Consider the following 22427-nt stretch of genomic DNA (forward strand, 5'->3'; position numbering starts at 1 on the left):
ACTGAACAAGAAAGATCACAGACATGAAAAAACTGATTGCAACCCTGCTGCTGGGTGTGGGCCTGGCATTTGCCGGCCTCAACGCCACCGCGCAGACCACGACCGAAGCGCCGCCCGCCGCCGTGGCAGCGCCCGCAGCCGCTGCACCTGCTGCAGAGGCACCGGCTCCCGCCGCGGCCCCCGCTGCTGCTGCACCGGCCGAAGCGCCTGCCGCCGCAGAAGCCGCCCCCGCTCCTGTGCCCAACAAGGGCGACACCGCCTGGATGATGGTGTCCACCCTGCTGGTGGTCTTCATGACGATTCCCGGCCTGGCCCTGTTCTACGGCGGCCTGGTCCGCAGCAAGAACATGCTGTCGGTCCTGATGCAGGTCATGGTGGTCTTCTCGCTGATCGTCGTGCTGTGGGTCGTGTACGGCTACAGCCTGGCGTTCACCGAGGGCAACGCCTTCATCGGCAGCTTTGACCGCCTGTTCCTCGCAGGAACCTGGGACAACGTCGCCGGCACCTTCACGCCCGCCGCCACCTTCAGCAAGGGTGTCGTGATCCCCGAGATCGTGTTCGCGGCTTTCCAGGCCACGTTCGCCGGCATCACCTGCGCGCTGATCGTGGGCGCCTTTGCCGAGCGCATGAAGTTCTCCGCCGTGCTGCTGTTCAGCGCGCTGTGGTTCACCTTCAGCTACACCCCGGTCGCCCACATGGTCTGGTACTGGATGGGCCCTGACGCCTACACCGCCGCCGACGTGGTGGATTCCATGAACAGCAAGGCCGGCTACATCTGGCAGATGGGCGCGCTGGACTTCGCTGGCGGCACCGTGGTGCACATCAACGCGGCCGTGGCCGGTCTGGTGGGCGCCTACATGGTGGGCAAGCGCATTGGCTACGGCAAGGAATCGATGGCGCCTCACAGCCTGACGCTGACCATGGTCGGTGCCGCCATGCTGTGGGTGGGCTGGTTCGGCTTCAACGCCGGCTCCGCTCTGGAAGCCAACGGCTTCGCTGCGCTGGCCTTCATCAACACGCTGGCCGCCACCGCAGCCGCCGTGCTGGCCTGGTGCATCGGTGAATCGCTGGGCAAAGGCAAGGCCTCCATGCTGGGTGCCGCTTCCGGTGCCGTTGCAGGTCTGGTCGCCATCACCCCCGCAGCCGGCAACGTCGGCGTGGGTGGCGCACTGGTCATCGGCGTGATCGCTGGTTTCGCCTGCCTCTGGGGTGTCAACGGCCTGAAGAAACTGCTGGGTGCGGACGACTCGCTCGACGTGTTCGGCGTGCACGGCGTGGGCGGTATCGTGGGCGCTCTGCTCACCGGCGTGTTCAACTCGCCCAACCTGGGTGGCCCGAGCCTGGTGGCCGACTGGACGACGGTTGCCATGGTGGCCCCCGAGGCCTACAGCATTGCCGGCCAGGTCTGGACGCAAGCCAAGGCCGTGCTGATCACCATCGTGTGGTCGGGTGTGGTCTCCTTCATCGCCTTCAAGGTGGTTGACCTGACCGTGGGCCTGCGCGTGACCGAAGAGCAGGAACGCGAAGGTCTGGACATCTCGTCCCACGGCGAGACGGCCTACAACCGTTAAGCCCTGCAGGTCTCACGCGCGGTGCGGTCCGTTCTTCAACGAAGGCCCCCACCGCGCGATTGCTGAGCATCTCCTGTGGAAGTTGAACCCGCGTTGCCGCCCGGCACGCGGGTTTTTTGCGCCCATTGAGTTCTTTATAGTTACTGCGTTTTCAGCGCAACAACCCGGAGGAACCCATGACCCGAGCTTCTTTGTCCCGCATCCTGACGGCCTTGTGTGCCGCGATCACCCTCACCGCTCAAGCGGCCGAGCAGGGCGGCAAGTCCGACCCCCAGCGCAAAGCCACTTCGGTGACGTTTCACAAGGCCCCTTCGGAAGAAAGCCCCGCAGCGCGGGAGCGGCGTCTCAAGCACGAATGCAAGGGCCGGGCGAACGCCGGTATGTGCCTCGGCCACACACGGTAAGCCAGCGCGTTTGCAACCTGCCGTGCAAAAAAATCAAAGTCTGGCGAAGGATCGGCGACTACCATCGATTGGATGCAAGCCAGCACCACCGACCACCCCAGCCACCTGATCGAGCAGATCACCGAAGCCGCCGCGGCCCGCCAGCCCTTGCGCATCGTCGGCGGCGACACGAAATCGTTTTACGGAACGCCGACGCAAGGCGCCGAACTCTCCACCGCCGACTGGTCGGGCGTCGTCAGCTACGAGCCCACCGAGCTCGTGATCACCGTGCGGGCCGGCACGCCGCTGGCCGAGGTGGAGGCGCTGCTCGCCGAGCAAGGCCAGTGTTTTCCGTTCGAGCCGCCACGCTTTGGCCGGGGCGGCACCGTGGGCGGCATGGTGGCGTCCGGCCTGGCCGGCCCGGCGCGGGCCAGCGCCGGCTCGGTGCGCGACTACGTGCTGGGCGCGCGCTTCATCAACGGCCGCGGGGAGCTGCTCACCTTCGGTGGGCAGGTCATGAAAAACGTGGCGGGTTACGACGTCAGCCGCGTCATGGCCGGATCGATGGGCACCCTGGGCGTGATCAGCGAGGTGAGCCTCAAGGTGTTGCCGGTGGCGCTGGCCGAAGCCACGCTGGTCTTTTCGCTCGGCCAGCACGAGGCCCTGGAACAACTGCACCGCTGGGGCGGCCAGCCGCTGCCGATCAACGCCTCGTGCTGGGTGAAGGACGACACCCAGGCCGATGCGCCCGAGCTGCTGTTCGTGCGCCTGCGTGGCGCGGTGGCGGCGGTGGAGGCGGCGTGCGAACGCATGGCGCGCGAGGCCAGCGGCACCCGCATGGACAACGCACAGGCCGGGCCCGACTGGGACGCTTGCCGCGACCAGCGCCTGCCCTTCTTCGACGCGCCCTCGCCCGATGCGTGCCTGTGGCGCCTCTCGGTGCCGCAGACGGCGTCGGTGCTGGCATTGCCTTATGCGCAGCTCATTGAGTGGCAGGGCGCTCAACGCTGGTTGTGGGCGCCGGCCTCGGCGGCCGCTGAGTTGCGTGCGGCGGCCAGCGCAGTGAATGGCCACGCCACGCTGTTCCGCGCTGGTGCCGATGGCGCGCCGGGCGTGCCCCGCTTCCAGAGCCAGAGCGCCGCACTGCAAAGCATCCAGGCCCGCTTGCTCGAATCCTTCGATCCCGCCGGCATCTTCAACCCAGGTCGCATGGCCTGAATCACATGCAAACCCAGCTCTCCCCCGAATACCAGGCCCGCGCCGACGGCCGCGCGGCCGAGGCCATCCTGCGCAAGTGCGTGCATTGCGGGTTCTGCACCGCCACCTGCCCCACCTACCAGTTGCTCGGCGACGAGCTCGACGGCCCGCGCGGGCGCATCTACCTGATGAAGCAGGTGCTCGAAGGTGCCGAACCCACGCGCAAGACGCAGCTGCACCTGGACCGCTGCCTCACCTGCCGCAACTGCGAAACCACCTGCCCCAGTGGTGTGGACTACGGCCACCTGATCGACATCGGCCGCAAGCTGGTGGATGAAAAAGTGCCGCGCCCGGCAACGGAGAAAACCGTGCGCTGGCTGCTCAAGGAAGGTCTGCCCTCACCGCTGTTCGGCCCGGCCATGAAGCTGGGCCAGCTGGTGCGCCCGCTGCTGCCGGCCTCGCTGCAGAACAAGGTGCCTGCGCCCCGCGCCGCCGGCCCGTTGCCCACCCGCACCCACGCGCGCCGCGTGCTGCTGCTGGCGGGTTGCGTGCAGCCGGCCATGATGCCCGGCATCCACAGCGCCACCGCGCGCGTGCTGGACGCCGCCGGCATTCAGGGCGTGCTGGCGCCGGCGGCCGGCTGCTGCGGCGCCGTGAAGTTCCACCTCAACGACCAGAGCGGTGGCATGGCGCAGATGCGCGCCAACATCGACGCCTGGTGGCCGCTGGTCGACGGCCCGAACGCGGTCGAAGCCATCGTGATGAACGCCTCGGGCTGCGGTGTGACGGTGAAGGAATACGGCCACATCTTGCGCGACGACCCGGCCTATGCGGCCAAGGCCGCGCGCATCAGCGAACTCACGCAAGACCTCAGCGAACTGCTGCCCGCGCTGGTGCCCGCGCTGCGGCCTTTGCTCAAACACCAGCCCGACGCCTCGCGCGTGATCGCTTTCCACCCGCCCTGCACCCTGCAGCACGGGCAGAAACTCAAGGGCGGTGTGGAGCAGCACCTGGCCGCGCTCGGTTTCACGGTGCAGGTGGCTAAGAACGAGGCCCACCTGTGCTGCGGCTCGGCCGGCACCTACTCGGTGCTCAACCCGGAGATCGCCTACGAGTTGCGCGACCGCAAGCTCGGTCACCTCGGCGAACTCCAGCCCAGCGTGATCGCCAGCGCCAACATCGGCTGCATCACGCACCTGCAGAGTGGCACCACGACACCGGTGCGGCATTGGGTGGAAGTGCTGGACGAGGCGCTGTCGGCGCCATGATCCCTGCGCTGGCCACGCTGCTGGTGTTTCAGTTGTTGGGCGAAGCGCTGGTGCTCGCCTCGGGTGCGCCGATGCCCGGCCCGGTAGTCGGCCTGGCCCTGCTGCTGTTGACGCTGGTCTTGCGGCCCTCGGTGCTGGGCGCCATCAAGCCCACCGCGCAGACGCTGTTGCAGCACCTCTCGTTGTTGTTCGTGCCGGCCGGTGTGGGGGTGATGCTGCACTTGCAGCGCCTGGGCAACGAGGCGCTGGCGATCGGGGTGGCGCTGGTGGTGAGCACGCTGGTGGGACTGGCGAGTGCGGCGCTCACCATGGCCTGGTTGATGAAACGCACCCGCACATGAGCCCCGCCCTGCCCGGCGCGCTGGCCGACATCTGGGTTTACCTCTCGGCCACGCCACTGCTGGGCCTGACGCTGACGCTGCTGGTCTACCACGGCGCTTTTCTGCTGTACCAGCGCAGCGGTTTCAACCCGCTGGCCAACCCGGTGGCCATCGCCATCGCGGTGCTGGCCACGCTGCTGTGGGCCACGGGCACGCCCTACGCCACCTATTTCGAGGGTGCGCAGTTCGTGCATTTCCTGCTCGGGCCTGCCACCGTGGCGCTGTCCATTCCGCTGTTTGAGCAGCTCGCTCGTTTGAAACGCCTGTGGCTGCCCATCGTGGGCGCGCTCGTGGTCGGCACGCTGGCGGCCACCGTCACGGCCATCGGCGTGGGCTGGGCGCTGGGCGCGTCCAAGGCCACGCTGGCATCGCTGGCGCCCAAGTCGGTCACCAGCCCGGTGGCCATGGGCATCGCCGAGAAGATCGGCGGCATCCCCTCGCTCACCGCCGTGCTGGTGGCGGCCACCGGCATCATCGGTGCGGCCAGCGCACGCTTCCTGTTCGATACCCTGCGCATCAAAGACCCCGTGGTGCGCGGCTTCGCGCTGGGCACGGCCGCGCACGGCATCGGCACCGCGCGTGCGTTTCAGGTGAGCGAAGAGATGGGCGCCTTCGCAGGCCTGGCGATGGGCCTGTCGGCCTTGTTCAGCGCAGTGGCGCTGCCGCTGGTGGCGGGCCTGCTGCTGAAATGGGTCTAGTGTCCTGTCCCGTTAATTCGTCCGCATAGCCGGGCGAGCTTTTCGAGGATCGAGTCGGCTGTTGCCATCCAGGTGAAGGGCTTGCAGTTCTCGTTGTATTGACTGACGAATGAGTTGATCTTGTTCGTCAGCTCCTTGACGCTTTTGAACGAGCCGCGACGGATCGCCTTGTCGGTGATGATGGCGAAGAAGCGTTCGACCTGATTGAGCCAGCTCGAGTAGGTCGGCACGAAGTGCATATGCCAGCGTGGCCGCTGTGCGAGCCAGGCGCGCACCTTCGGGTGCTTGTGGCTGGCGTAGTTGTCGGCGATGCAGTGCACGTCCAGTGCCTGCGGCACCGCCTTGTCGATCGTGCGCAGGAAGTCCAGAAACTCCTGGTGCCGGTGCCTCGGGCGGCATTGCGCCAGCACCTGCCCATTCATCACGTTGAGCGCGGCAAACAGCGTGGTCGTTCCATGGCGCACATAGTCGTGGGTCACGCCTTCCACATAGCCCAACCCCATCGGCAGCATGGGCTGAGTGCGCTCCAACGCTTGGCACTGACTTTTCTCATCGACGCATAGCACCAGCGCGTTCTCAGGAGGATTCAGGTACAGCCCGACCACATCGCGAAGCTTCTCGATGAACAGGGGATCGGTCGACAACTTGAAGCTCTCCACACGGTGCGGCTTGAGTTGGAACGCCTGCAGGTAGCGCGCCACCGTGCTCTTGCTGATGCCTGTCTCGCCCGCCAAGCCCCGAGTGCTCCAGTGCGTCGAGCCATCTGCAGGCTTGGTGTGCAATGTCTTGGTGATCAGCTGCGCGACTCGCTCATCATCGACCGTGCGCGGCCGTCCCGGGCGCAACTCATCGTACAGACCAGCGATGCGATCTCGCACATACCGACCGCGCCACTTGTTCACCGTGTTTCGATCCAGCCCTAGCGCTTTGGCAACCTGCGTGCTCGCAATGTCCGATCCTTCACAGGCCAGCACAATCCGCGCTCTCAAGGCAAGGGCAGCAGGCAGCGAGCGCGATCTCGCCATCGAGGTCAATTCGGCACGCTCCATCTCGGTCAGCGTGACCACATTGGTACGGGTGTATGCGTTGGGCATAGGGCATCTCCAAGGATGCTTCATCCCATGCAGTTTCTGTGCCTACGAATTAACGGGACAGGACACTAGCCCAGAGCGGCTTCAATGTCGGCCGCCAGCTTCTCCGGCGCGTCCTGTGGCGCGTAGCGCTTGATGACCCGCCCGTCCTTGCCCACCAGAAACTTGGTGAAGTTCCACTTGATGGCCTTGCTGCCCAGCAGCCCGGGTGCCTCGGCCGTGAGCCACTGGTACAGCGGGTGGGCCTGGGCACCGTTGACGTCGATCTTCTCCATCATGGGGAAGGTCACGCCGAAGTTGAGCTGGCAGAAGCTGGCGATCTCGTCGTTGCTGCCCGGGTCCTGGCTGCCGAACTGGTTGCATGGAAAACCCAGCACCACCAGGCCACGCTCGCCGTAGGTCTTGTGCAGCTTTTCCAGCCCGCCAAACTGCGGCGTGAAGCCGCAGGCGCTGGCGGTGTTGACGATCAGCATGGGCTGGCCCTTGAACTGTGCAAGTGACACGGGCTTGCCGTCGATGGAGAGGGCTTCAAAGTCGTGGATGCTGGACATGGAGGGCTCCAAGGGAAGTTGCTCGGGGAAAAGTCAGCGCTGGAATCGTGACCAGTGCCGCGCCACAGGCGTCGCATTTCAAAGGACACTTGTATCGCTTACAGCGTATTCCGTTACAAAAAAGGCATACTCGTCAAGGGTATTCCGGACTCAACCAAAAACTCAGCGGGCGGGACAAATCGATGGTGGCAGCATATTCGGTGGCGCTGGTGGGCTTCACGCAAGCCGAATCCGCCACCTTCGAGTCCTTCTTCCGCATGGCCGCCCGCCGCCCACCCAGCTACACGGTGCAAGACGAGGTGATGGATGCGCAGATCCTGATCGTCAACGCCGACAATTCCCAGGCCTTGCACCTCGTGCGCTACGCCGAGTTGCCCGGCAAGATCCTGCTGGTGGGCCAGTCCGACGGTGGCACGGGCTGGCCGATCCAGTTCAAGCCGGTCAAGCTGGTGTCGGTGCTCAATGCGCTGGACGTCATCGTTGGTGTGCGTCCTTCGGCCCCGGCAGACAAGCGCCCACCGGCCAGCGGCTTCATGGCCACCCAGCCTTACCAGAACTCCCAGCTGCAAGGGCTGGACGCCAGCATGCGACTGGCCAGCGGCCGTCACGTCGCACCCGACCCCGCACCGCCGGTGGCCTCGCGAGCCGGCGCTGACCGCAGCTTCGCCGCCACGCAGCCATTCGAGGCACCGCCACGCCCCATGGCGCCGGCCGTGAGCGCGCGCCGACGCCGCTCGGCCGACACCGAATTTCCGCCCACCCGCCCCATGGAGCGGGACGAACAGCGATCCCTCGCCGCCTCGGCAGCGCCCGCGCCGGTGGCCGCGCAGCGTGCCGCTGGCGCCAACCGCCAGGGCACCATGCGCCTGACCGACTTTGGTGGCCTGGACGATCTGCCGTCCCCGCCCGCGCCGCGCTCCACGCGCGCGCCCCGCTCCAGGATCGGTGCCGACAAGGCGGCCGTGCCCGATGTGCCGCGTGGCGACATGCTGCTGGTGGCCGAGAGTCTGGTGGAAGGCCGCATCCTGCTCAAACGCTTCAAGCGCTACGGCCTGACCATCGACTGGTCGCGCGAAGCGGCGCAGGCGCTGGTGATGCTCAAGGCCAACCCGTATCGGCTGGTGGTGATCGACCGCCTCAAGGGCGAGCCCGACGCCAACCAGATCTGCCGGTCTGCCAAGCAGGCCAAAGGTCCGAAAGGTGCGCCGGTGGTGATCATGTTCGCGCCCACCGCCGGCAGCATGGACCGCATGAAGGCGGGCCTCGCCGGCAGCGACGCCTACCTGTCGCGCTCGGTGAGCGAGAGCGATCTGTACAAGGTGCTGGCACAGCATCGGCTGGTCAGCCTCGACGGTTTTGCCCCCACCAACGTGGGGTTCTAGCCGTGCAGGTCGTCGCGGCGCGCGATTTCCAATAGCCGTTCCAGCTCATGTGGGTGCGTGCGCTGGTTGTGGCGGTGCCAGAGCGCAATCAGGGCCATGAAGCCGGCCACCAGCAAACCGAACGCGGTGATGGCCGCAAAGGCCGACCAACCCATGCCGGTGGAGAAACTGTAGAACGCGCCCAGCGTGAGGATGCAGGCCTGCTCGTTGAAGTTCTGCACCGCGATCGAACGGCCCGCGCCCATGAGGTTGTGACCGCGGTGTTGCAGCAGTGCGTTCATCGGCACCACCAGGAAGCCGCCCAGGCCGCCCAGCAGCACCAGGAAAGGCGCGGCCACCCACACGTTGTCGATGAAGTTCATGAGGATCACGAGCACGCCCATGGCGATGCCCAGCGGCATCACCCGCGTGGCCTGGTCCAGCCGCATTCTCATGGAGGCCACCACCGCGCCCACCGCGGTGCCCAGCGCCACCACGCCCACCAGCGATGAAGCCTGCGTGGTGCCGTAGCCCAGTGCCGCGCCGGCCCAGGCCAGCACGATGTAGCGCAGGTTGCCCGACACCCCCCAGAACAGCGTGGTGGTGGCCAGCGAGATCTGGCCCAGGCGGTCGCGCCACAGGCGGCTGTTGCAGCGCCAGAAATCGGGCAGCAGTGCCCAGGGATTGGTGGGCATGGGGCGCGGGGTCACGCCGGTGAGCGGGATGCGCGTGTTGAACCAGGCGGCCAGCATGTAGACGAACATCAGCGCGGCCACGGCTGCTTGTGCGGGGTGGTGGATGCCGGTGTGAAAGCCCGGGATGTCGATCGCCAGCAAGTGAGCCGACACCCAGGGGCTCACCAGCTGACCCCCGAGCAACACACCCAGGATGATGGATGCGATGGTGAGGCCTTCGATCCACCCGTTGGCCTTGACCAGTTGCGACGGTGGCAACAGCTCGGTGAGGATGCCGTACTTGGCGGGCGAGTAGGCCGCCGCACCCAGGCCCACGAGCGTGTAGGCCATCAGCGGGTGCACGCCGGTGAGCATGAGCAGGCAGCCCGCCACCTTGATGGCGTTGCTGATGAACATGACCTGGCCTTTGGGTCGCGCGTCGGCGAAGGCCCCCACGAAGGGCGCGAGCACCACATAGAACAGGGCAAACAGGGGGACGAGGGCGGCGCTTTGCCACTCGGGCGCACCGCGCGTGCGCAGCAGTTCGATGGCGGCCACGAACAGCGCGTTGTCCGCCAGCGAACTGAAGAACTGCGCCGTCATGATGGTGTAGAAGCCGCGCTTCATGGCGATGATTTTGAGCGCCGGGTGGCTTCAGCAGAGAGAGGCTGAGCGGGTCGCAGCGGCATTTTTATGCGACAGTTGACAGGTGTCTCCAGGGGATGCGGGGTTATAGCACGCCACCCCTGAACGACACCGAATTCACCGGTGTTGGACTCGCGTGCAACGCCCTTCGATGACGGACCTCACGCCCGCCCGCCCCATGCCCCGCCCCATCCTCGCCACCGTTCACCCCGAAGCCCTTCGCCACAACCTGCAACGCGCCCGCGAATGCGCCCCCGACGCGCGTGTCTGGGCGGTGGTCAAGGCCAACGCCTACGGCCACGGCATCGAGCGTTGCTTTGAAGCCTTGCGTTCTGCCGACGGCTTTGCGCTGCTCGATCTGGCCGAGGCCGAGCGCATCCGCGCGCTCGACTGGCGCGGCCCGATCCTGCTGCTCGAAGGCGTGTTCGAGCCGCGCGACCTGGAGCTCTGCTCGCGCCTGCACCTGTGGCACACGGTGCATTGCACCGAGCAGATCGACTGGCTCGCCGCGCACAAGACCCTGGTGCCGCATCGCGTGTTCCTGAAGCTCAACAGCGGCATGAACCGCCTGGGCTTCACGCCCAGCGCTTTTCGCAGCGCCTGGGCGCGGCTCAACGCGTTGCCCCAGGTCGACGAGATTTCGCTCATGACCCACTTCAGTGACGCCGACGGAGCGCGTGGCATTGCCCACCAGGTGGCCGCTTTCGAGGCCGCCACCGCCGACCTGCCGGGCGAGCGCACGCTGTGCAACAGCGCGGCGCTCTTGCGCAATCCGGGCGATGCGCTGCGTGGCGAAGGCGTGACCACACTCGCCGCCGACTGGGTGCGCGAAGGCATTGCGCTGTACGGCAGCGCGCCCGACTTCCCCGCGCGCTCGGCCGCCGACTGGAACCTGCAACCCGCCATGACCTTGTCGAGCCGCATCATTGGCGTGCAGTCCCTGCAGGCCGGTGACACCGTGGGCTACGGCTCGGCCTTCACCGCCGACGGCCCGATGCGCATCGGCGTGGTGGCCTGCGGTTACGCCGACGGTTACCCGCGCCATGCGCCCAACGGCACACCGGTGCTGGTCGATGGCGTGCGCACGCGGGTGGTGGGCCGGGTGAGCATGGATATGGTCACGGTCGACCTCGGGCCCGTGCCCGCCGCGGGCATGGGTTCGGAGGTGGTGTTGTGGGGGCGCGCGGCAGCGGGCGGCGTGTTGCCGATCGACGAGGTCGCGTCGGCGGCGGGCACCATCGGCTACGAGCTGATGTGCGCTGTGGCCGCGCGCGTGCCGTTCTCTACCTGAGGGCCTGTCCGCCGTCGCCTCACTTCAAGGAAGAGCGCTCCGGCGAGCAAGAAACAAAACCATACCGTTCGCAAAACGGACTCCCCAGCACCGGCAACCACTGGGGTATGTTGTGGAACTCCCGTGCCACTTCCGCCAGCACCCCGTCGCGATAGGCCTGGAAGCGGAACCCCACCCCATCCACCGCAAAGAACGCCACGCCTTCCACTTCGAAGCGCTTCACGTTCACCCGCTCGAAGTACGGAGCGAACTCGGCCAGCACCGGTTCGTCGTACAGGAACACACGGATCGCCTTGCCGTCGTACACGCGGAAGTCCACGATCTGGTCGTCCTGCCGCGCGTGGTGGCGGCCCACGCCGAACACCGGGATGTAGGCGCCGTGGTGAAACGCCAGCATGCCCGCCGGGTTGTAGGTGCGCGCCATCAGCGTGGCACCCGGTGGCAGATCGTGGCGCAGGGCAGCCACCACCGCGGGGGTCTCGCGCAGGAACACCGCCCGGTCGTAAATCTTGAAGGGCTGCCACCAGGCCAGCGGCGCCCAGGCAATGGCGGCGACCACCAGCAGGTGGGGCACGGAGAGCGCCACCGTCCACCTCAGCGCGCTGCGCAGAGGCCGTGCCTCCAGCCGCATCCCTGCCCAGACCACGAACACCGGCACGAAGCCCAGCACCCAGTGCAGGCCGATGGTGCGGCGTGTGCTCAGCAACGCAAACACCAGGATGGGGAAGAGCCACAGCACCGCCAGTGTGGTGCGCGTGGTGGCCGAGGTGCCTGGCGCTGGGCGCGCGCTGACACCGCGCCACAACAGCCAGGGCGTGAGCAGGTAGAGCGCCATGCCCACGTACACGCCGAAGGTCTTCAGTGACCAGGCCGAGCCTTCGTTGCGGTTGAACACGTTGAACATCACGTTGGTCCAGCCGTGCGTGGCGTTGAAGGCCACGTTGAGCGCGATCGAAGGCAGGGCCAGCGCGAAGATCAGGAACGGGGCCCACCAACGCTCGCGCCGCCAGCCAAAGCAGTGCGCCGCGTAGGCAAAGCCCAGCAGGGCGGCAAAGTACTTGGAGAGGAACGCCAGTCCCAGGAACAGACCCGCCAGCGCGTACCAGGGCGCGCTGCGCTGGGCGCTGGTGTCGGCGCGCAGGTAGGCCCAGGCCGACAGCGCCATGAAGAAGATCAGCGGCGTGTCGGTGGTCACCAGCACGAACAGCCAGCTCCAGGGCATGACCAGGTACACCGCGCCGGCCAGCCAGGCACTGGACTCGCGCTCGTCGGGCAGCCAGCGTCGCAGCGCATCGACGATGCCGAGCGCAATCACGCTGGTGACGAGCAGCGTGAAGCTGCGCAGCACCAGCGGGTGCTCGCTGACCTGGCGCAGCACCGCCAGCAGCCAGCCCACCATGGGCGGGTGGTCGGAGTAGCCCCAGGCCGGAAACACGCCCCACTGGTAGAAGAATGCTTCGTCGCCCGTGAACGGGAAGCCCGCCGCAAGGGCGATCTTCAGGACCAGCGTGACGGCGAAGATCGACCAGAAAACCTGGCGGCTGGCGTGTGCAGAAAATTCGGAAGCGCGCATGGTTGGTTCAGGCGTCCATGGCCAGCAACGACACGCCCACCACGATCAAGGTGCAGCCCGCCACGCGCAGCCATGAAAACGGCTCGCCCAGCCACAGCACGCCCAGCGCCATGGTCACCACAAAACCCAGACTCACCAGCGGGTAGGCCAGGCTCACGTCCAGCCGCGAGAGCACCCACAGCCACAGCACGGCGCTGGCCCCGTACAGCACGAGACCCAGCCACACCATCGGGCTGGTGAGGGCATGAAGGTAGGTGGCACCCACGTCGGCGCCGCTGGGCGCGCCCATGCCGCGCTTCATGGCGATTTGTGCCGCTGACGAGAGCAGCACACAGAAAACGGCCAGGCCGATGGCGATGGATTTCATGGGGGCGCTTCAGAGTCCGAGGGTGGCTGCGATGCCGATGCCGCCCATGGCCAGCAGCGTCATCCAGCTGAAGGGGTCTTTCAAGGCGAACTGCAGCGGGTCTTCTCCGTGCAGCTCGCGCCGCCCGGTCTTGAGCCAGATGCGCATGACCCACAGCAGCAGCACGGGTGCTGCGGCCCACAGCCACTCGGGGTTGGCGTAGAGCCTCTCGCTGTTCTGGCTGTCGATGTACAAGGCTAGCACCATCACCGCCAGAAACCCGCTGGCCATGCCCATGGCGCGCAGCGAAGACAGGTCGCGTGGCTGGTAGCCCCGGCCAGGCGCCAGCGTGGCGCGTTCATCGTCGAGCTCTTCCAGTTCGGCGCAGCGCTTGACCAGCGCCAGGCTCAGGAACAGGAAGATCGAGATGGCGGCCAGCCAGTTGGAGAGGCTGACCTGAGCCGCCACCGCACCGGCGCCGATGCGCAAGGTGTACAGGCCCGAGAGCACCAGCACGTCGATGAGCGCCAGGCGCTTGAGCACCAGCGAATAGGCCAGCGTGGTCACGGTGTAGACCAGCAGCATGGCGCTGAACCCGGGGGACACGGCCCAGGCCAGCACGAAGGCCAGCGCCAGCATCGCGCTGCCGAGCACCACCGCGAGTGGGATGCTGATGGTGGCCGCGGCCAGCGGCCGATGGCGCTTGAGGCGGTGCGCGCGGTCGTTGGGGAGGTCCAGCAGATCGTTGAACAGGTAGGTGGCCGAGGCGCACAGGCCAAAGGCCACGAACGCCACCAGCACCAGCGCCCAGAGGTGGGGGTCGAGCCGGTGCGAGGCGAGCAGCGGCAGGAACAGCAGCGCATTCTTCGACCACTGCTTGAGGCGGATCGCGCGCAGCACGGTTTTCAGGTGCAGCGGTTCACGCTCGAACACGCGCGCCTGGGGGTGCACTTGTTTCAGCGCGCTGATCACGCGAGCGGGTGCGTTGACCGCCACCGCCTGCGCGCTGCCCTGCCACACAGCGATGTCGTCGGCGCTGTTGCCGGCGTAGGCCCAGGTGCTGTGGCCATGAGCCTGCGCGTGGGCAGCGATGGCGTCGCGCTTGTTGCCCCGGCTGAGGTTCACGCCGTCGGCGCGGGCATTGGTGCCCAGGGTGTCGTCAAACAGCTTGAGGTGCGCGGCCACCTCGCGCACGATGCGCGCGTCCGCCGCGCTGGCCAGCACCAGGCTGCGGCCGCGCGCGTGTTCCTCGCGCAGGTACTGCACGAAACGCTCGTGGTAAGGCAGGCGAGCCGGGTCGGGGCGCACCGCGTTGGCCAGTTTGAGCTTGAAGCCGGCCTTGCCCAGCAGCAGCCACATGAACAGGCGCAGCAGGTTGAGCGGGTTGCGCCGGATGAACAGCATCACCGATTCGTACAGCGTGTCGCTGGGCGTGAGCGTGCCGTCCAGATCCACGTACAGCGGGCAGGTGTCGGCGAGGCGGGCGGTGGTGGCGTCAGGCGTCAAACGAAGGGTCCGGTGGATGTGCGCCGATTCTAGGCGCCACACCCACGGGCCATGACCCCTTCCCTGCGGGCGTCAGCTCGGCAGCCAGGCCCAGGCGCGGTCCACCAGTTGCACCAGCAGGTGCGCCAGCGAGGCGGTGTAAATCATGGCCGCACCGCCCGTGAGCGCGGAGACCGCCAGCGCAACGCCGTCGCGGAACATCCAGCCCAGGCTCAGCAGGATCAGGCTCAGGCTGGGCAGCACATTGCCCAGCGGCAGAGGCAGAAAGATCACCGCGGCCATCAGGGCGATCCAGACGCCCCAGCCCCAGCGTGTGGCGCCGTGGCTCCAGAGCGACCAGCGCGGACGCAGCCAGCGGTTGGCCTGTTCATACATCCACGCCAGGCCGCGCAGGCAGCGGCCGCTCCAGCGCTCGTTCAGGCTGAGCGTGCCCAGGCGGCCCGGCAGGTCCAGGGTGTCGTGTCCGCGCATCCACGCCCATGCAATGGCCAGGATGCCCAGGCTGAGCACCGTGCCGGCACCCGCGATCGGCACCACGGTGAGCAGGGCCAGGAGCATCAGCACCACTGCCGTCGAACGCTCGCCGTGCAGTTGCAGCAGCCCGGCGAGGTTCAGACGCAGGCCGGCCGGGTCGGCAGCGGGCTGCGTCCGTGCGCCGGCCTCGTGCTCGTTGGCGGCACGGCGCAGCGACTGAGCGAGCTGTTGACTCAAGCCTGGCCCTGCGTGGGCACGGTACGCAACAAGGTGGGACTTGTCAGGCGGCCGACCAGCCAGTGCAGGCCCACGGCGGGCACCAGCAGGCACAGCGTGCCCAGACCCCAGCCAGCCCACAGCAGCGGTGTGATCCAGCCCATCAGGCCCTCGCTCGAAGGCGCCACCTGGCCCAGCCACTGCACGGTGTCGACCCACATCCGCTGCAGCGCCTGCAGCCAGGCCGGGTCGACCCACAACGCGGCCCAGGCCGGCACGGGCCACTGGCCCACCGAAATGGCCGCTGCCGTGGCCTGGCCCGAGCCGACGGCACCGAGCAGCCATTCGGTCAGTTGCACCGACAGCGCCACCAGCGCGGTCCAGCAGACGGCGAGAAAGGCAAAGACGCCCCAGACGATGGTTCTCATGGCAAGGCTCTTTCTCTTGGGTGCGGCGTGACGGTCACTCGTTGCTGCCGCCCAGTCCCATGAGACTGAGCAGGCTGGTGAAGAGGTTGAACAGCGAGACGAACAGGCCCACGGTGGCCAGCACGTAGTTGGTCTCGCCGCCATTCACGATGCGGCTGGTCTCGAACAGGATCATGCCGACCGACAGCAGGGCCACCAGGGCCGATACGGCCAGGGCGAGTGCGGGCATGCTGAAGAAGAACGCGGCCAGCGCCATCACCAGCGCCACCACCATGCCGGCGAACAGGAAGCCGCCCATGAAGCTGAAGTCGCGCCGCGTGGTCAGCACGTAGGCCGACAGACCCAGGAAGGTGGCACCCGTGGCGCCCAGCGCGGCCACGATGGTCTGTCCACCGCCGGGCAGGCCCAGCGTGTGGGTGAGGATGGGACCCAGCGTGTAACCCATGAAGCCGGTCAGGGCGAACACCGCGGGCAGCGCCCACCCGCTGTTTTGCAGTTTGTGCACGGCAAACAGCAGGCCGAAATAGCCCACCAGCGTGATCACCAGGCCGGGTGCCGGCCAGCTGTTGGCCACCGCCGTGGCGGCCACGCCCGCACTGAAGAGCAGCGTGAGCGAGAGCAGGGCGTAGGTGTTCTTGAGCACCCGCGTGGTCTGTGCCGGGGTGGCGTCGGTGGCGGATGCCGCGCCCATGCGGCGGGCCAAGGCTGTGCTGCGGGAAGCGTTTTCCATGAAGGACTCCAGGGTGGAAGAAAGCCGCGAGGATAGGCGTGCAAAGGCTCCTGAAAAAGCAGAAAATGACTGCAATACGATCCTTAAAAGCCGAAGCATGAACACGGAACTCAATTACAAGCACCTGTATTACTTCTGGGTCACGGCCAAGGAAGGCGGCATGTCGCACGCCGCCGAGCGCCTGGGGCTGGCGGTGCAGACCGTGAGCGCGCAGGTGCGCCTGCTGGAGCAGTCGCTGGGCCATGCGCTCTTCAAGCCCGCCGGGCGCGGCCTGGCGCTCACCGAAGCGGGGCAGGCTGCGCTGCAGGTGGCCGAGCAGATCTTCCACCTGGGTGAGCAGCTGCCCGCTGCGGTGCGCGACGCCACGCGGGTCAGCGAGGTCCGGCTGGTGGTGGGCATTTCCGATGGCTTGCCCAAGCTGGCGGTGCGCGACCTGCTGGAGCCGGCGCTGGCGGAGCCGAACCTGCGCCTGCAATGCCACGAAGACGAATTCGACGATCTGCTGGCCGATCTCGCGCTGCACCGACTCGACGTGGTGCTGGCCGACCGGCCGGCCCCGGCCAACCCCAACCTCAGGCTTTACAGCCACGCGCTGGGCTCATCGGCCCTGGGCTGGTACGCGCCCAAGGCCTGGCTGGCCCAGGCGCGCGAAGATTTCCCCAACAGCCTGGCCACGGTGCCGGTGCTGCTGCCCACGGCCCACGCTTCGGTGCGCCTGCGCATCGACCAGTGGTTCGAGAGGCACGGTGTGTTGCCCCGCGTGGTGGGGGAGTTTGAGGACAGTGCGTTGCTGGCCACGTTCGGCTCGTCGGGCATGGGCGTGTTCCCCGCCTCCGAGGGCATGCGGGACAGGCTGTTGGCAGCCTACGGCCTGGAATGGATCGGCCCGTGCGACGGCGTGCGCGAACACTTCTACGCCATCGGCACCGCGCGCAAGGTGCAACATCCGCTGGTGCAGCGCCTGCTCAGCGCGACAGCGGGCTGAGACCCGATCTCCTCAGGGCGCGGCTGAATCGAGCGGCGTGCCCGGCTCCGGCGGCGCTTCCACCTCGGCTGGCTTGTGCGGCGGGATGGGCGGGCGTGTGGTGGTCTGGATGTGCCAGACCGCCACGAACATTGCCGCAATGGTCGGACCGATCACGAAGCCGTTGATGCCCATCACCGCGATGCCGCCCAGCGTGGTGATCAGCACCAGGTAGTCGGGCATGCCGGTGTCCTTGCCCACCAGCAGCGGGCGCAGCACGTTGTCGGCCAACCCGATGACCAGCACGCCGTAGGCCACCAGGGCCGTGCCCTGCCAGACCTGGTCCATGGCAAACAGGTACAGCGCCACCGGCAGCCACACCAGGCCGGCGCCCACGGCGGGTAGCAGCGAGAGCGCCGCCATCAGCACCGCCCACAGCAGTGCTCCGTTGACGCCCAGCGCCCAGAACGCCAGGCCACCCAGCATGCCCTGCACCAGCGCCACCACCAGGTTGCCCTTGACGGTGGCGCGCAGCACGGTGCCAAAGCGCTGCAGCAGTTCCTGCTTGTGGTCGGGCGGCAGCGGAATCGCCATGCGGATGCTGCGCACGATGCTGGCGCCGTCCCGGGTGAGGAAGAACGCCAGGTACAGCGTGATGAACACGCTGATGACCAGGGTGAAAGCGTCCTGTCCCAGGTTGAAGGTGTGCGCGGCGATCAATTCGCTGCCCTGTGTGAGCACCGTGTTGAACTTGCGCTGCACCCGGTCGAAATTGCCCAGACCCATGCGCGCGAGCAGCGCGATCACGCCATCGGGCAGGGCATTGAACAGCCCACGCAGCATCAGCGCCGGGTTCACTTCGCCCGACTGGATGCGGGCGTACATCTGCGCCGCCTCGCGCGCCAGCGAGATCAGCACCAGCACCGCCGGCAGCACCACCACCACCAGCGCTGCGCCCATGGTGGCCAGCGCCGCGCGCGTGTGCCGGTGGTTCATGCGCGGCAACAGCCAGCGGTAGAGCGGCGCGAACATCAGCGCAATGATCGAGCCCCACAGGATGGTGCCGAAGAAGGGCAGCAGGATCCAGAAAAACGCCACCGTCACGCCGGCCAGCATCAGGCGCAGCGTGAGCGGCGCCGAAACCGCGGGAACGGACAGGGGTGACAGCACCTGTGGCTCGCTGGAGGTGGATTCGACGGCGTCGGTTGCGGCAGGTGTTGTCATGTTCACAGCCAGGAGTTTGAGGGCGCGCCGAGTATGGCGCTGTTCGCCAGCTCACTGCCGCGTTGCGTGGCGTTCACAATTTGGCCATGCGCCAGAACGTGCTTAAATGCCATCCATATGGAATCCACATGGATGGCAAATCAATGACAAACCGGCCGTTGGACGTCCGCCCCCGGGTCGGCGACTCCGAGAAGATGACCGTGAACCTGGGCGTGGTCGATCTCGGCCAGGTCGACCTGCTGGTGCAGGAAGGTTTCTATTCGAACCGCTCCGACCTGGTGCGCACGGCGGTGCGCAACCTGCTCGCCACCCATGCCGACACCGTCAAGCAGACCGTGGCCCGCAAGATGCTCACCCTGGGACTGCAGCACTTCACCCGCGCCGATCTGGAGCGCACCGTGGCCGCCGGGGAGCGCCTGCGCATTCAGGTGGTGGGCCTGGCCCGCGTCGACCACGACGTCACCCCTGACCTCGCCCTGGCCGCCATTGAATCCGTGTCGGTGCTGGGCGCCTTCCACGCCAGCCCCGCGGTGCGCCGTGCGCTGGCGCCACGCACGTTTTGAATCGTCCCGGTTGAACCCCCATTGAAACTCCCCATTTCGCCGACCCTGGCCGTGAACATCAACGACACCATCGGCAAAGCGCTTGCGCAAGCCGGGCTCGACACCCGTACCGGGCCGCTCAAGGGCGTGACCGACACCATCCGCCAGGCGCTCGCTTCGGCCGGCCTGGGGGGCGGCTTCATGGTTCCGCCCGCCGACACCGACACCGACACCGACGTGATCGAGGTGGCGGCGCGCAACATCTGCGCTCAGCCCGCGCCGCAAGGCCGGGGTGAATTCAGGGCCCGCACGATTCACCACTGCGCTGGCGTTCGGGACTACAAGCTCTACCGGCCCGCGGCACGGGCGTACGCGCCGGGCGAACCACGGCCGCTGGTGGTGATGCTGCACGGCTGCACCCAGTCGGCCGACGACTTTGCCGCGGGCACGCAGATGAACCGACTGGCCGACGAACACGGTTTTCTGGTGCTCTACCCCGAGCAGTCGGCCAGCGCCAATGCGTCGCGCTGCTGGAACTGGTTTCGTCCACAAGACCAGTTGCGCGAAGGTGGCGAGCCCGCCCTCATCGCGGCCATGGTGCAGGCCGTCATGGACGAGCACCCGGTGGACGCCGGGCGTGTGTATGTCGCCGGGCTCTCGGCCGGTGCGGCCATGGCGGTGATCCTGGGTGAGACCTGGCCCGATCGCTTCGCCGCCGTGGGCGCCCACTCGGGCCTGCCGTTCGCCGCCGCGCACGACATTCCCTCGGCCCTGGCCGCCATGAAGGGGCGCGGCACCACCGGCGACCCCTGGCGCCGCGCCACGCGCGCCGTGCCCACCATCGTGTTTCATGGCGACCGCGACCACACCGTGCGGCACAGCAACGGTGAACACATCACCGAGCAGGCACGCCGTGCAGAGCCGGCCCTGAGCGCCCGCAGCGAAACCGGCACCGCCGCGGGCGGGCGCCGCTACACCCGCGAAATACACACCGACGCCACCGGCCGCGCCCGGGTGGAGCACTGGACCGTGCACGGCGCCGGGCATGCGTGGTCGGGAGGCGACGCAGCAGGCTCCTGCACCGACAACGCTGGGCCCGACGCCTCGGCCGAGATGCTGCGCTTCTTCCTGGCGCAGCCACCGCGTGGCTGAGGCAGCTTCGGTGCAAACCCCCAGGCGCCACCTGCTGGCCACGCTGCGTGCGCGCTTTGACGGCGCGGCCCTGCGCGTGGCGCTGCCAGGCCAGGACGGCCAGGCAGTGCGCATCCCCACGGCCGCACAAGCCGCGCGCTGGGCACCGCTGCAAGCCTGGTGTTTTGAGGGCGTCGGTGATGGCCGCAGTCCGCTGCTGCAGCCCACCCGGCTGGCGCTCATGGACCAACGCTTCTCGGTGGCGCTGTGGCCCACAGCGGCCGGTCGCACCGAGCACGATCTGATCGACGCCTTCTGCCGCCACCTGGACGGCAGCCACCAGTTGCTCGCCGCCGGGGGCGCGCTGGGGGGTCTGCTGCTGCGCCTGCGCGTGAAGGCCCGCGACGTGGCGTGGTGGCGCGGCCGCCGGCCCACCGATCCGTGGGACTGCGGCTATGCGTTGAACGAGCCCGCCGCGCGGGCGGCGCTCGCGCGTTTCGAGCCGCGCCGGGCCACGCTCGTGGTGGCAATGGACTGGACAGGGCAAGCGTTGGTGGATGCCATCAACGCCATGGCGCGGTCATCGACACGGTTTGCGCACCCGGTGCGCTGGCTGGTGGTGCACCATGCTCCCGGGGACATCACCGAGCAGCTGCGCTCGGCCGGGTTGCCGGTGCGGCTGCTTCAGCCGGAGGACGCCGATCGCTGAAACGAGGGCACGACCAGCACCGCTGCGGTGCTCGCGCCGTCAGCGCCCACGCTGTGGATGAGTTCGGGCAAGGGCTCGTCGTGATCGAAGAACACGCGCCCGCGCACCACCACCACCAGGGCTGGATTGAGCGAAGCGCTGCGCACCGCGCTGATGGTGGCCGCCATGCGCGGCATCCAGTCCTCGCGGTTGAAGGCCAGACTCAGTGACAGGTCCACCACATCAAACCATTCGCGCTTCACCAGTCGGGTCAGTGTGGCGGTGTCTTCGGGAAACTCGCAGCGCGTGTCCCAGCCTTCGCGCCACATCATTTCGGCGTCGAACACCGCACCCATCAGGTGCTGCTCGCCGGGCAGTGGTGCGATCAGGATGCGGCCCCGCAGGCGCTCCTGCGGCCGATCGTTGTGGTCGGCTTCCAGGCACAGCTTGCGAAACGACTGCTGCAGTCGCCCGAGCCCGAGCGTCACGTCGAACTCGGAGCATTCGTCGGAGGCCCACAGGTCGCCCAGGTCGCGCGCGGCCGGCTCCGAAACCCACATGCACGACGCGCGCAACGAACCCGCTTCGGCGTGCAGGATGTCCAGCAGCGCAAACGCCTCGGCAGGGTCGGTGGCCACCAGCAGGCGCGCCAGGCTGGCCATGCGGGGATCGCGGAGGTGTTCGATGTGCAGGGACTCGCCGGAGCCGTAGCGCGGCGTTACCTGGGGCAGCACGGTGGAGTCCACCACGCGCTTGAGAATTTCGTGGTCCAGTCGCGCGAATTCGTTTTCAAACGCGGGCTGCGCGGGGGCCTTCTGCCACAGGTCGGTGGCCAGCGAATGCGGCACCCCCTGCTGGCTGCGCAACAACTCCAGCAGATTGTGCGGAGGGCTCATGAGCGCATCGTTGGCGGCATCCGGGCGTTGGCTCGGATCGCGCTCGCCCAGCTTCATGCCCCAGTCGGGGAAACAGCGCACGGTGCTGGGCATGTGGCCCAGGATCTCCACGTCGGTGTGCCGGCTGTCCGCCCGGATCGACTGCCAGATGCGGTCCACGCTCTCGGTCGGGCCTTCAAGCCACTGCAGGAAACGCCCACCGTCGTAAATCAGCAAACCCGTGACCGACTCGGCGGCGTTGCGTTGCAGGGCGGCCTCCACCAGCTGGTTCAGCCCGGGGTCGTCCAGTGGCGTGACGCAGCGGCTTCGGTAAACGAGCGTGGCCAGAGCAGGCTCGGCGCTGTGCGCCAACAGATCCTGGCGGGTGTGTTGTGAACGGGTGGACGTGAAACGGGCCAAGGGGATGCACTCGTGAGCCGCAGAAAAAAAAGCGTGTCGCACGGAACGGTGCAGTCACGCCGAGCCCGGGCGCTCGATGGCGACGGAACTCTCGGTGCTCTGGATGATCGGCGCGTGCCCGAGGCGGTGTCAAGGAAGGGTTTCCCCGCGCCAGAGCAGCTGGGCACATCGCGTCCCGGGCCAGCACGAAAAAAAGTAGT

23 protein-coding genes are annotated in these 22427 nt (G+C 67.6%); 12 read left to right on the top strand and 11 right to left on the bottom strand.

Going from position 1 to position 22427, the window contains the following annotated elements:
- Positions 1-23 precede the first annotated feature (23 nt).
- The 6 genes from F9Z44_RS01055 to F9Z44_RS01080 all read left to right on the top strand — a co-directional run bounded on the left by F9Z44_RS01055 (position 24) and on the right by F9Z44_RS01080 (position 5497).
- Positions 24-1571 carry an ammonium transporter gene (locus F9Z44_RS01055; protein WP_159602835.1) on the top strand — a complete coding sequence of 516 codons (1548 nt, stop codon included), beginning with the start codon at positions 24-26 and terminating at the stop codon, positions 1569-1571.
- Between the two features lie 176 nt (positions 1572-1747).
- Positions 1748-1975: a hypothetical protein gene (locus tag F9Z44_RS01060; protein ID WP_159602837.1), complete on the top strand. Its 228-nt coding sequence runs from the start codon at positions 1748-1750 to the stop codon at positions 1973-1975.
- A gap of 72 nt (positions 1976-2047) precedes the next feature.
- Entirely contained in the window at positions 2048-3172 is a 1125-nt protein-coding gene (glcE, locus tag F9Z44_RS01065; RefSeq protein ID WP_159602839.1) for a glycolate oxidase subunit GlcE, read from the top strand.
- A 5-nt stretch (positions 3173-3177) separates the two neighbouring features.
- Positions 3178-4419 carry a glycolate oxidase subunit GlcF gene (glcF, locus tag F9Z44_RS01070; protein ID WP_159602841.1) on the top strand — a complete coding sequence of 414 codons (1242 nt, stop codon included), beginning with the start codon at positions 3178-3180 and terminating at the stop codon, positions 4417-4419.
- Entirely contained in the window at positions 4416-4760 is a 345-nt protein-coding gene (locus F9Z44_RS01075) for a CidA/LrgA family protein (protein WP_159602843.1), read from the top strand. Before glcF ends, F9Z44_RS01075 begins: the two co-directional genes overlap by 4 nt.
- Positions 4757-5497, top strand: a complete 741-nt coding sequence (locus F9Z44_RS01080; RefSeq protein WP_159602845.1) for an LrgB family protein — start codon at positions 4757-4759, stop codon at positions 5495-5497. Before F9Z44_RS01075 ends, F9Z44_RS01080 begins: the two co-directional genes overlap by 4 nt.
- On the opposite strand, the gene F9Z44_RS01085 is transcribed toward F9Z44_RS01080, so the two are convergent.
- Both F9Z44_RS01085 and F9Z44_RS01090 read right to left on the bottom strand, forming a co-directional pair.
- Positions 5494-6591: an IS630 family transposase gene (locus F9Z44_RS01085; RefSeq protein ID WP_159602847.1), complete on the bottom strand. Its 1098-nt coding sequence runs from the start codon at positions 6589-6591 to the stop codon at positions 5494-5496. The genes F9Z44_RS01080 and F9Z44_RS01085 overlap by 4 nt on opposite strands.
- Positions 6592-6656: 65 nt before the next feature.
- Positions 6657-7139: a glutathione peroxidase gene (locus F9Z44_RS01090; RefSeq protein ID WP_159602849.1), complete on the bottom strand. Its 483-nt coding sequence runs from the start codon at positions 7137-7139 to the stop codon at positions 6657-6659.
- A gap of 182 nt (positions 7140-7321) precedes the next feature.
- Here F9Z44_RS01090 and F9Z44_RS01095 point away from each other — a divergent pair, with 182 nt between their 5' ends.
- A complete protein-coding gene (locus F9Z44_RS01095; protein WP_159602851.1) occupies positions 7322-8521 on the top strand; it encodes a hypothetical protein in 1200 nt (399 codons plus the stop codon).
- Here the strand turns inward: F9Z44_RS01095 and lplT are convergent.
- Positions 8518-9801: a lysophospholipid transporter LplT gene (gene lplT / locus F9Z44_RS01100; RefSeq protein WP_159602853.1), complete on the bottom strand. Its 1284-nt coding sequence runs from the start codon at positions 9799-9801 to the stop codon at positions 8518-8520. The genes F9Z44_RS01095 and lplT overlap by 4 nt on opposite strands.
- Positions 9802-9997: 196 nt before the next feature.
- Between lplT and alr the strand changes: the two genes are divergently transcribed.
- Positions 9998-11110, top strand: a complete 1113-nt coding sequence (alr, locus tag F9Z44_RS01105) for an alanine racemase (protein WP_159602855.1) — start codon at positions 9998-10000, stop codon at positions 11108-11110.
- A gap of 19 nt (positions 11111-11129) precedes the next feature.
- Here the strand turns inward: alr and F9Z44_RS01110 are convergent, their stop codons facing one another.
- The 6 genes from F9Z44_RS01110 to F9Z44_RS01135 form a co-directional block, all read right to left on the bottom strand.
- Positions 11130-12683 carry a glycosyltransferase family 39 protein gene (locus F9Z44_RS01110; protein WP_159602857.1) on the bottom strand — a complete coding sequence of 518 codons (1554 nt, stop codon included), beginning with the start codon at positions 12681-12683 and terminating at the stop codon, positions 11130-11132.
- A 7-nt stretch (positions 12684-12690) separates the two neighbouring features.
- Positions 12691-13050, bottom strand: a complete 360-nt coding sequence (locus F9Z44_RS01115) for an SMR family transporter (RefSeq protein WP_159602859.1) — start codon at positions 13048-13050, stop codon at positions 12691-12693.
- A 9-nt stretch (positions 13051-13059) separates the two neighbouring features.
- On the bottom strand, positions 13060-14535 hold the full coding sequence (locus F9Z44_RS01120; protein WP_159602861.1) for a UbiA family prenyltransferase: 1476 nt from the start codon (positions 14533-14535) through the stop codon (positions 13060-13062).
- A gap of 72 nt (positions 14536-14607) precedes the next feature.
- Positions 14608-15246 carry an exopolysaccharide biosynthesis protein gene (locus F9Z44_RS01125; protein WP_159602863.1) on the bottom strand — a complete coding sequence of 213 codons (639 nt, stop codon included), beginning with the start codon at positions 15244-15246 and terminating at the stop codon, positions 14608-14610.
- Positions 15243-15653, bottom strand: coding sequence for a hypothetical protein (locus F9Z44_RS01130; protein WP_159602865.1), 411 nt, complete (start codon positions 15651-15653; stop codon positions 15243-15245). Before F9Z44_RS01130 ends, F9Z44_RS01125 begins: the two co-directional genes overlap by 4 nt.
- A gap of 34 nt (positions 15654-15687) precedes the next feature.
- Positions 15688-16383 carry a Bax inhibitor-1/YccA family protein gene (locus F9Z44_RS01135; protein WP_159602868.1) on the bottom strand — a complete coding sequence of 232 codons (696 nt, stop codon included), beginning with the start codon at positions 16381-16383 and terminating at the stop codon, positions 15688-15690.
- Positions 16384-16480: 97 nt separating this feature from the next.
- On the opposite strand from F9Z44_RS01135, the gene F9Z44_RS01140 reads away from it, so the two are divergent.
- Positions 16481-17368 (top strand): LysR family transcriptional regulator, encoded by an 888-nt coding sequence (locus F9Z44_RS01140; protein ID WP_159602870.1) that lies wholly within the window; start codon positions 16481-16483, stop codon positions 17366-17368.
- Positions 17369-17380: 12 nt separating this feature from the next.
- Here the strand turns inward: F9Z44_RS01140 and F9Z44_RS01145 are convergent, their stop codons facing one another.
- Positions 17381-18571, bottom strand: coding sequence for an AI-2E family transporter (locus tag F9Z44_RS01145; protein WP_236574221.1), 1191 nt, complete (start codon positions 18569-18571; stop codon positions 17381-17383).
- 128 nt (positions 18572-18699) lie between these two features.
- Between F9Z44_RS01145 and F9Z44_RS01150 the strand changes: the two genes are divergently transcribed.
- Genes F9Z44_RS01150 through F9Z44_RS01160 form a run of 3 tightly spaced genes read left to right on the top strand, consistent with a single transcriptional unit; the run spans position 18700 to position 20953 of the window.
- The gene (locus tag F9Z44_RS01150) at positions 18700-19134 is read left to right on the top strand and encodes a CopG family transcriptional regulator (RefSeq protein ID WP_238407288.1); all 435 of its coding nucleotides are present in this window, start codon (positions 18700-18702) and stop codon (positions 19132-19134) included.
- Between the two features lie 21 nt (positions 19135-19155).
- The gene (locus F9Z44_RS01155; RefSeq protein ID WP_238407289.1) at positions 19156-20265 is read left to right on the top strand and encodes an extracellular catalytic domain type 1 short-chain-length polyhydroxyalkanoate depolymerase; all 1110 of its coding nucleotides are present in this window, start codon (positions 19156-19158) and stop codon (positions 20263-20265) included.
- Positions 20258-20953 carry a hypothetical protein gene (locus F9Z44_RS01160; protein ID WP_162147745.1) on the top strand — a complete coding sequence of 232 codons (696 nt, stop codon included), beginning with the start codon at positions 20258-20260 and terminating at the stop codon, positions 20951-20953. The genes F9Z44_RS01155 and F9Z44_RS01160 overlap by 8 nt, the downstream gene beginning before the upstream one ends.
- Here F9Z44_RS01160 and F9Z44_RS01165 read toward each other — a convergent pair.
- On the bottom strand, positions 20929-22227 hold the full coding sequence (locus F9Z44_RS01165; RefSeq protein ID WP_159602874.1) for a BLUF domain-containing protein: 1299 nt from the start codon (positions 22225-22227) through the stop codon (positions 20929-20931). The genes F9Z44_RS01160 and F9Z44_RS01165 overlap by 25 nt on opposite strands.
- Positions 22228-22427 lie beyond the last annotated feature (200 nt).

Source organism: Hydrogenophaga sp. PBL-H3, from assembly GCF_010104355.1.
GTDB lineage: Bacteria > Pseudomonadota > Gammaproteobacteria > Burkholderiales > Burkholderiaceae_C > Hydrogenophaga.

Bases quoted from the DNA above. Each gene is read 5' to 3' on its own strand.
- F9Z44_RS01055 (WP_159602835.1), top strand. From the start codon at position 24: ATGAAAAAACTGATTGCAACCCTGCTGCTGGGTGTGGGCCTGGCATTT.
- F9Z44_RS01060 (WP_159602837.1), top strand. From the start codon at position 1,748: ATGACCCGAGCTTCTTTGTCCCGCATCCTGACGGCCTTGTGTGCCGCG.
- glcE (WP_159602839.1), top strand. From the start codon at position 2,048: ATGCAAGCCAGCACCACCGACCACCCCAGCCACCTGATCGAGCAGATC.
- glcF (WP_159602841.1), top strand. From the start codon at position 3,178: ATGCAAACCCAGCTCTCCCCCGAATACCAGGCCCGCGCCGACGGCCGC.
- F9Z44_RS01075 (WP_159602843.1), top strand. From the start codon at position 4,416: ATGATCCCTGCGCTGGCCACGCTGCTGGTGTTTCAGTTGTTGGGCGAA.
- F9Z44_RS01080 (WP_159602845.1), top strand. From the start codon at position 4,757: ATGAGCCCCGCCCTGCCCGGCGCGCTGGCCGACATCTGGGTTTACCTC.
- F9Z44_RS01085 (WP_159602847.1), bottom strand. From the start codon at position 6,591: ATGCCCAACGCATACACCCGTACCAATGTGGTCACGCTGACCGAGATG.
- F9Z44_RS01090 (WP_159602849.1), bottom strand. From the start codon at position 7,139: ATGTCCAGCATCCACGACTTTGAAGCCCTCTCCATCGACGGCAAGCCC.
- F9Z44_RS01095 (WP_159602851.1), top strand. From the start codon at position 7,322: ATGGTGGCAGCATATTCGGTGGCGCTGGTGGGCTTCACGCAAGCCGAA.
- lplT (WP_159602853.1), bottom strand. From the start codon at position 9,801: ATGAAGCGCGGCTTCTACACCATCATGACGGCGCAGTTCTTCAGTTCG.
- alr (WP_159602855.1), top strand. From the start codon at position 9,998: ATGCCCCGCCCCATCCTCGCCACCGTTCACCCCGAAGCCCTTCGCCAC.
- F9Z44_RS01110 (WP_159602857.1), bottom strand. From the start codon at position 12,683: ATGCGCGCTTCCGAATTTTCTGCACACGCCAGCCGCCAGGTTTTCTGG.
- F9Z44_RS01115 (WP_159602859.1), bottom strand. From the start codon at position 13,050: ATGAAATCCATCGCCATCGGCCTGGCCGTTTTCTGTGTGCTGCTCTCG.
- F9Z44_RS01130 (WP_159602865.1), bottom strand. From the start codon at position 15,653: ATGAGAACCATCGTCTGGGGCGTCTTTGCCTTTCTCGCCGTCTGCTGG.
- F9Z44_RS01135 (WP_159602868.1), bottom strand. From the start codon at position 16,383: ATGGAAAACGCTTCCCGCAGCACAGCCTTGGCCCGCCGCATGGGCGCG.
- F9Z44_RS01140 (WP_159602870.1), top strand. From the start codon at position 16,481: ATGAACACGGAACTCAATTACAAGCACCTGTATTACTTCTGGGTCACG.
- F9Z44_RS01145 (WP_236574221.1), bottom strand. From the start codon at position 18,571: ATGACAACACCTGCCGCAACCGACGCCGTCGAATCCACCTCCAGCGAG.
- F9Z44_RS01150 (WP_238407288.1), top strand. From the start codon at position 18,700: ATGGATGGCAAATCAATGACAAACCGGCCGTTGGACGTCCGCCCCCGG.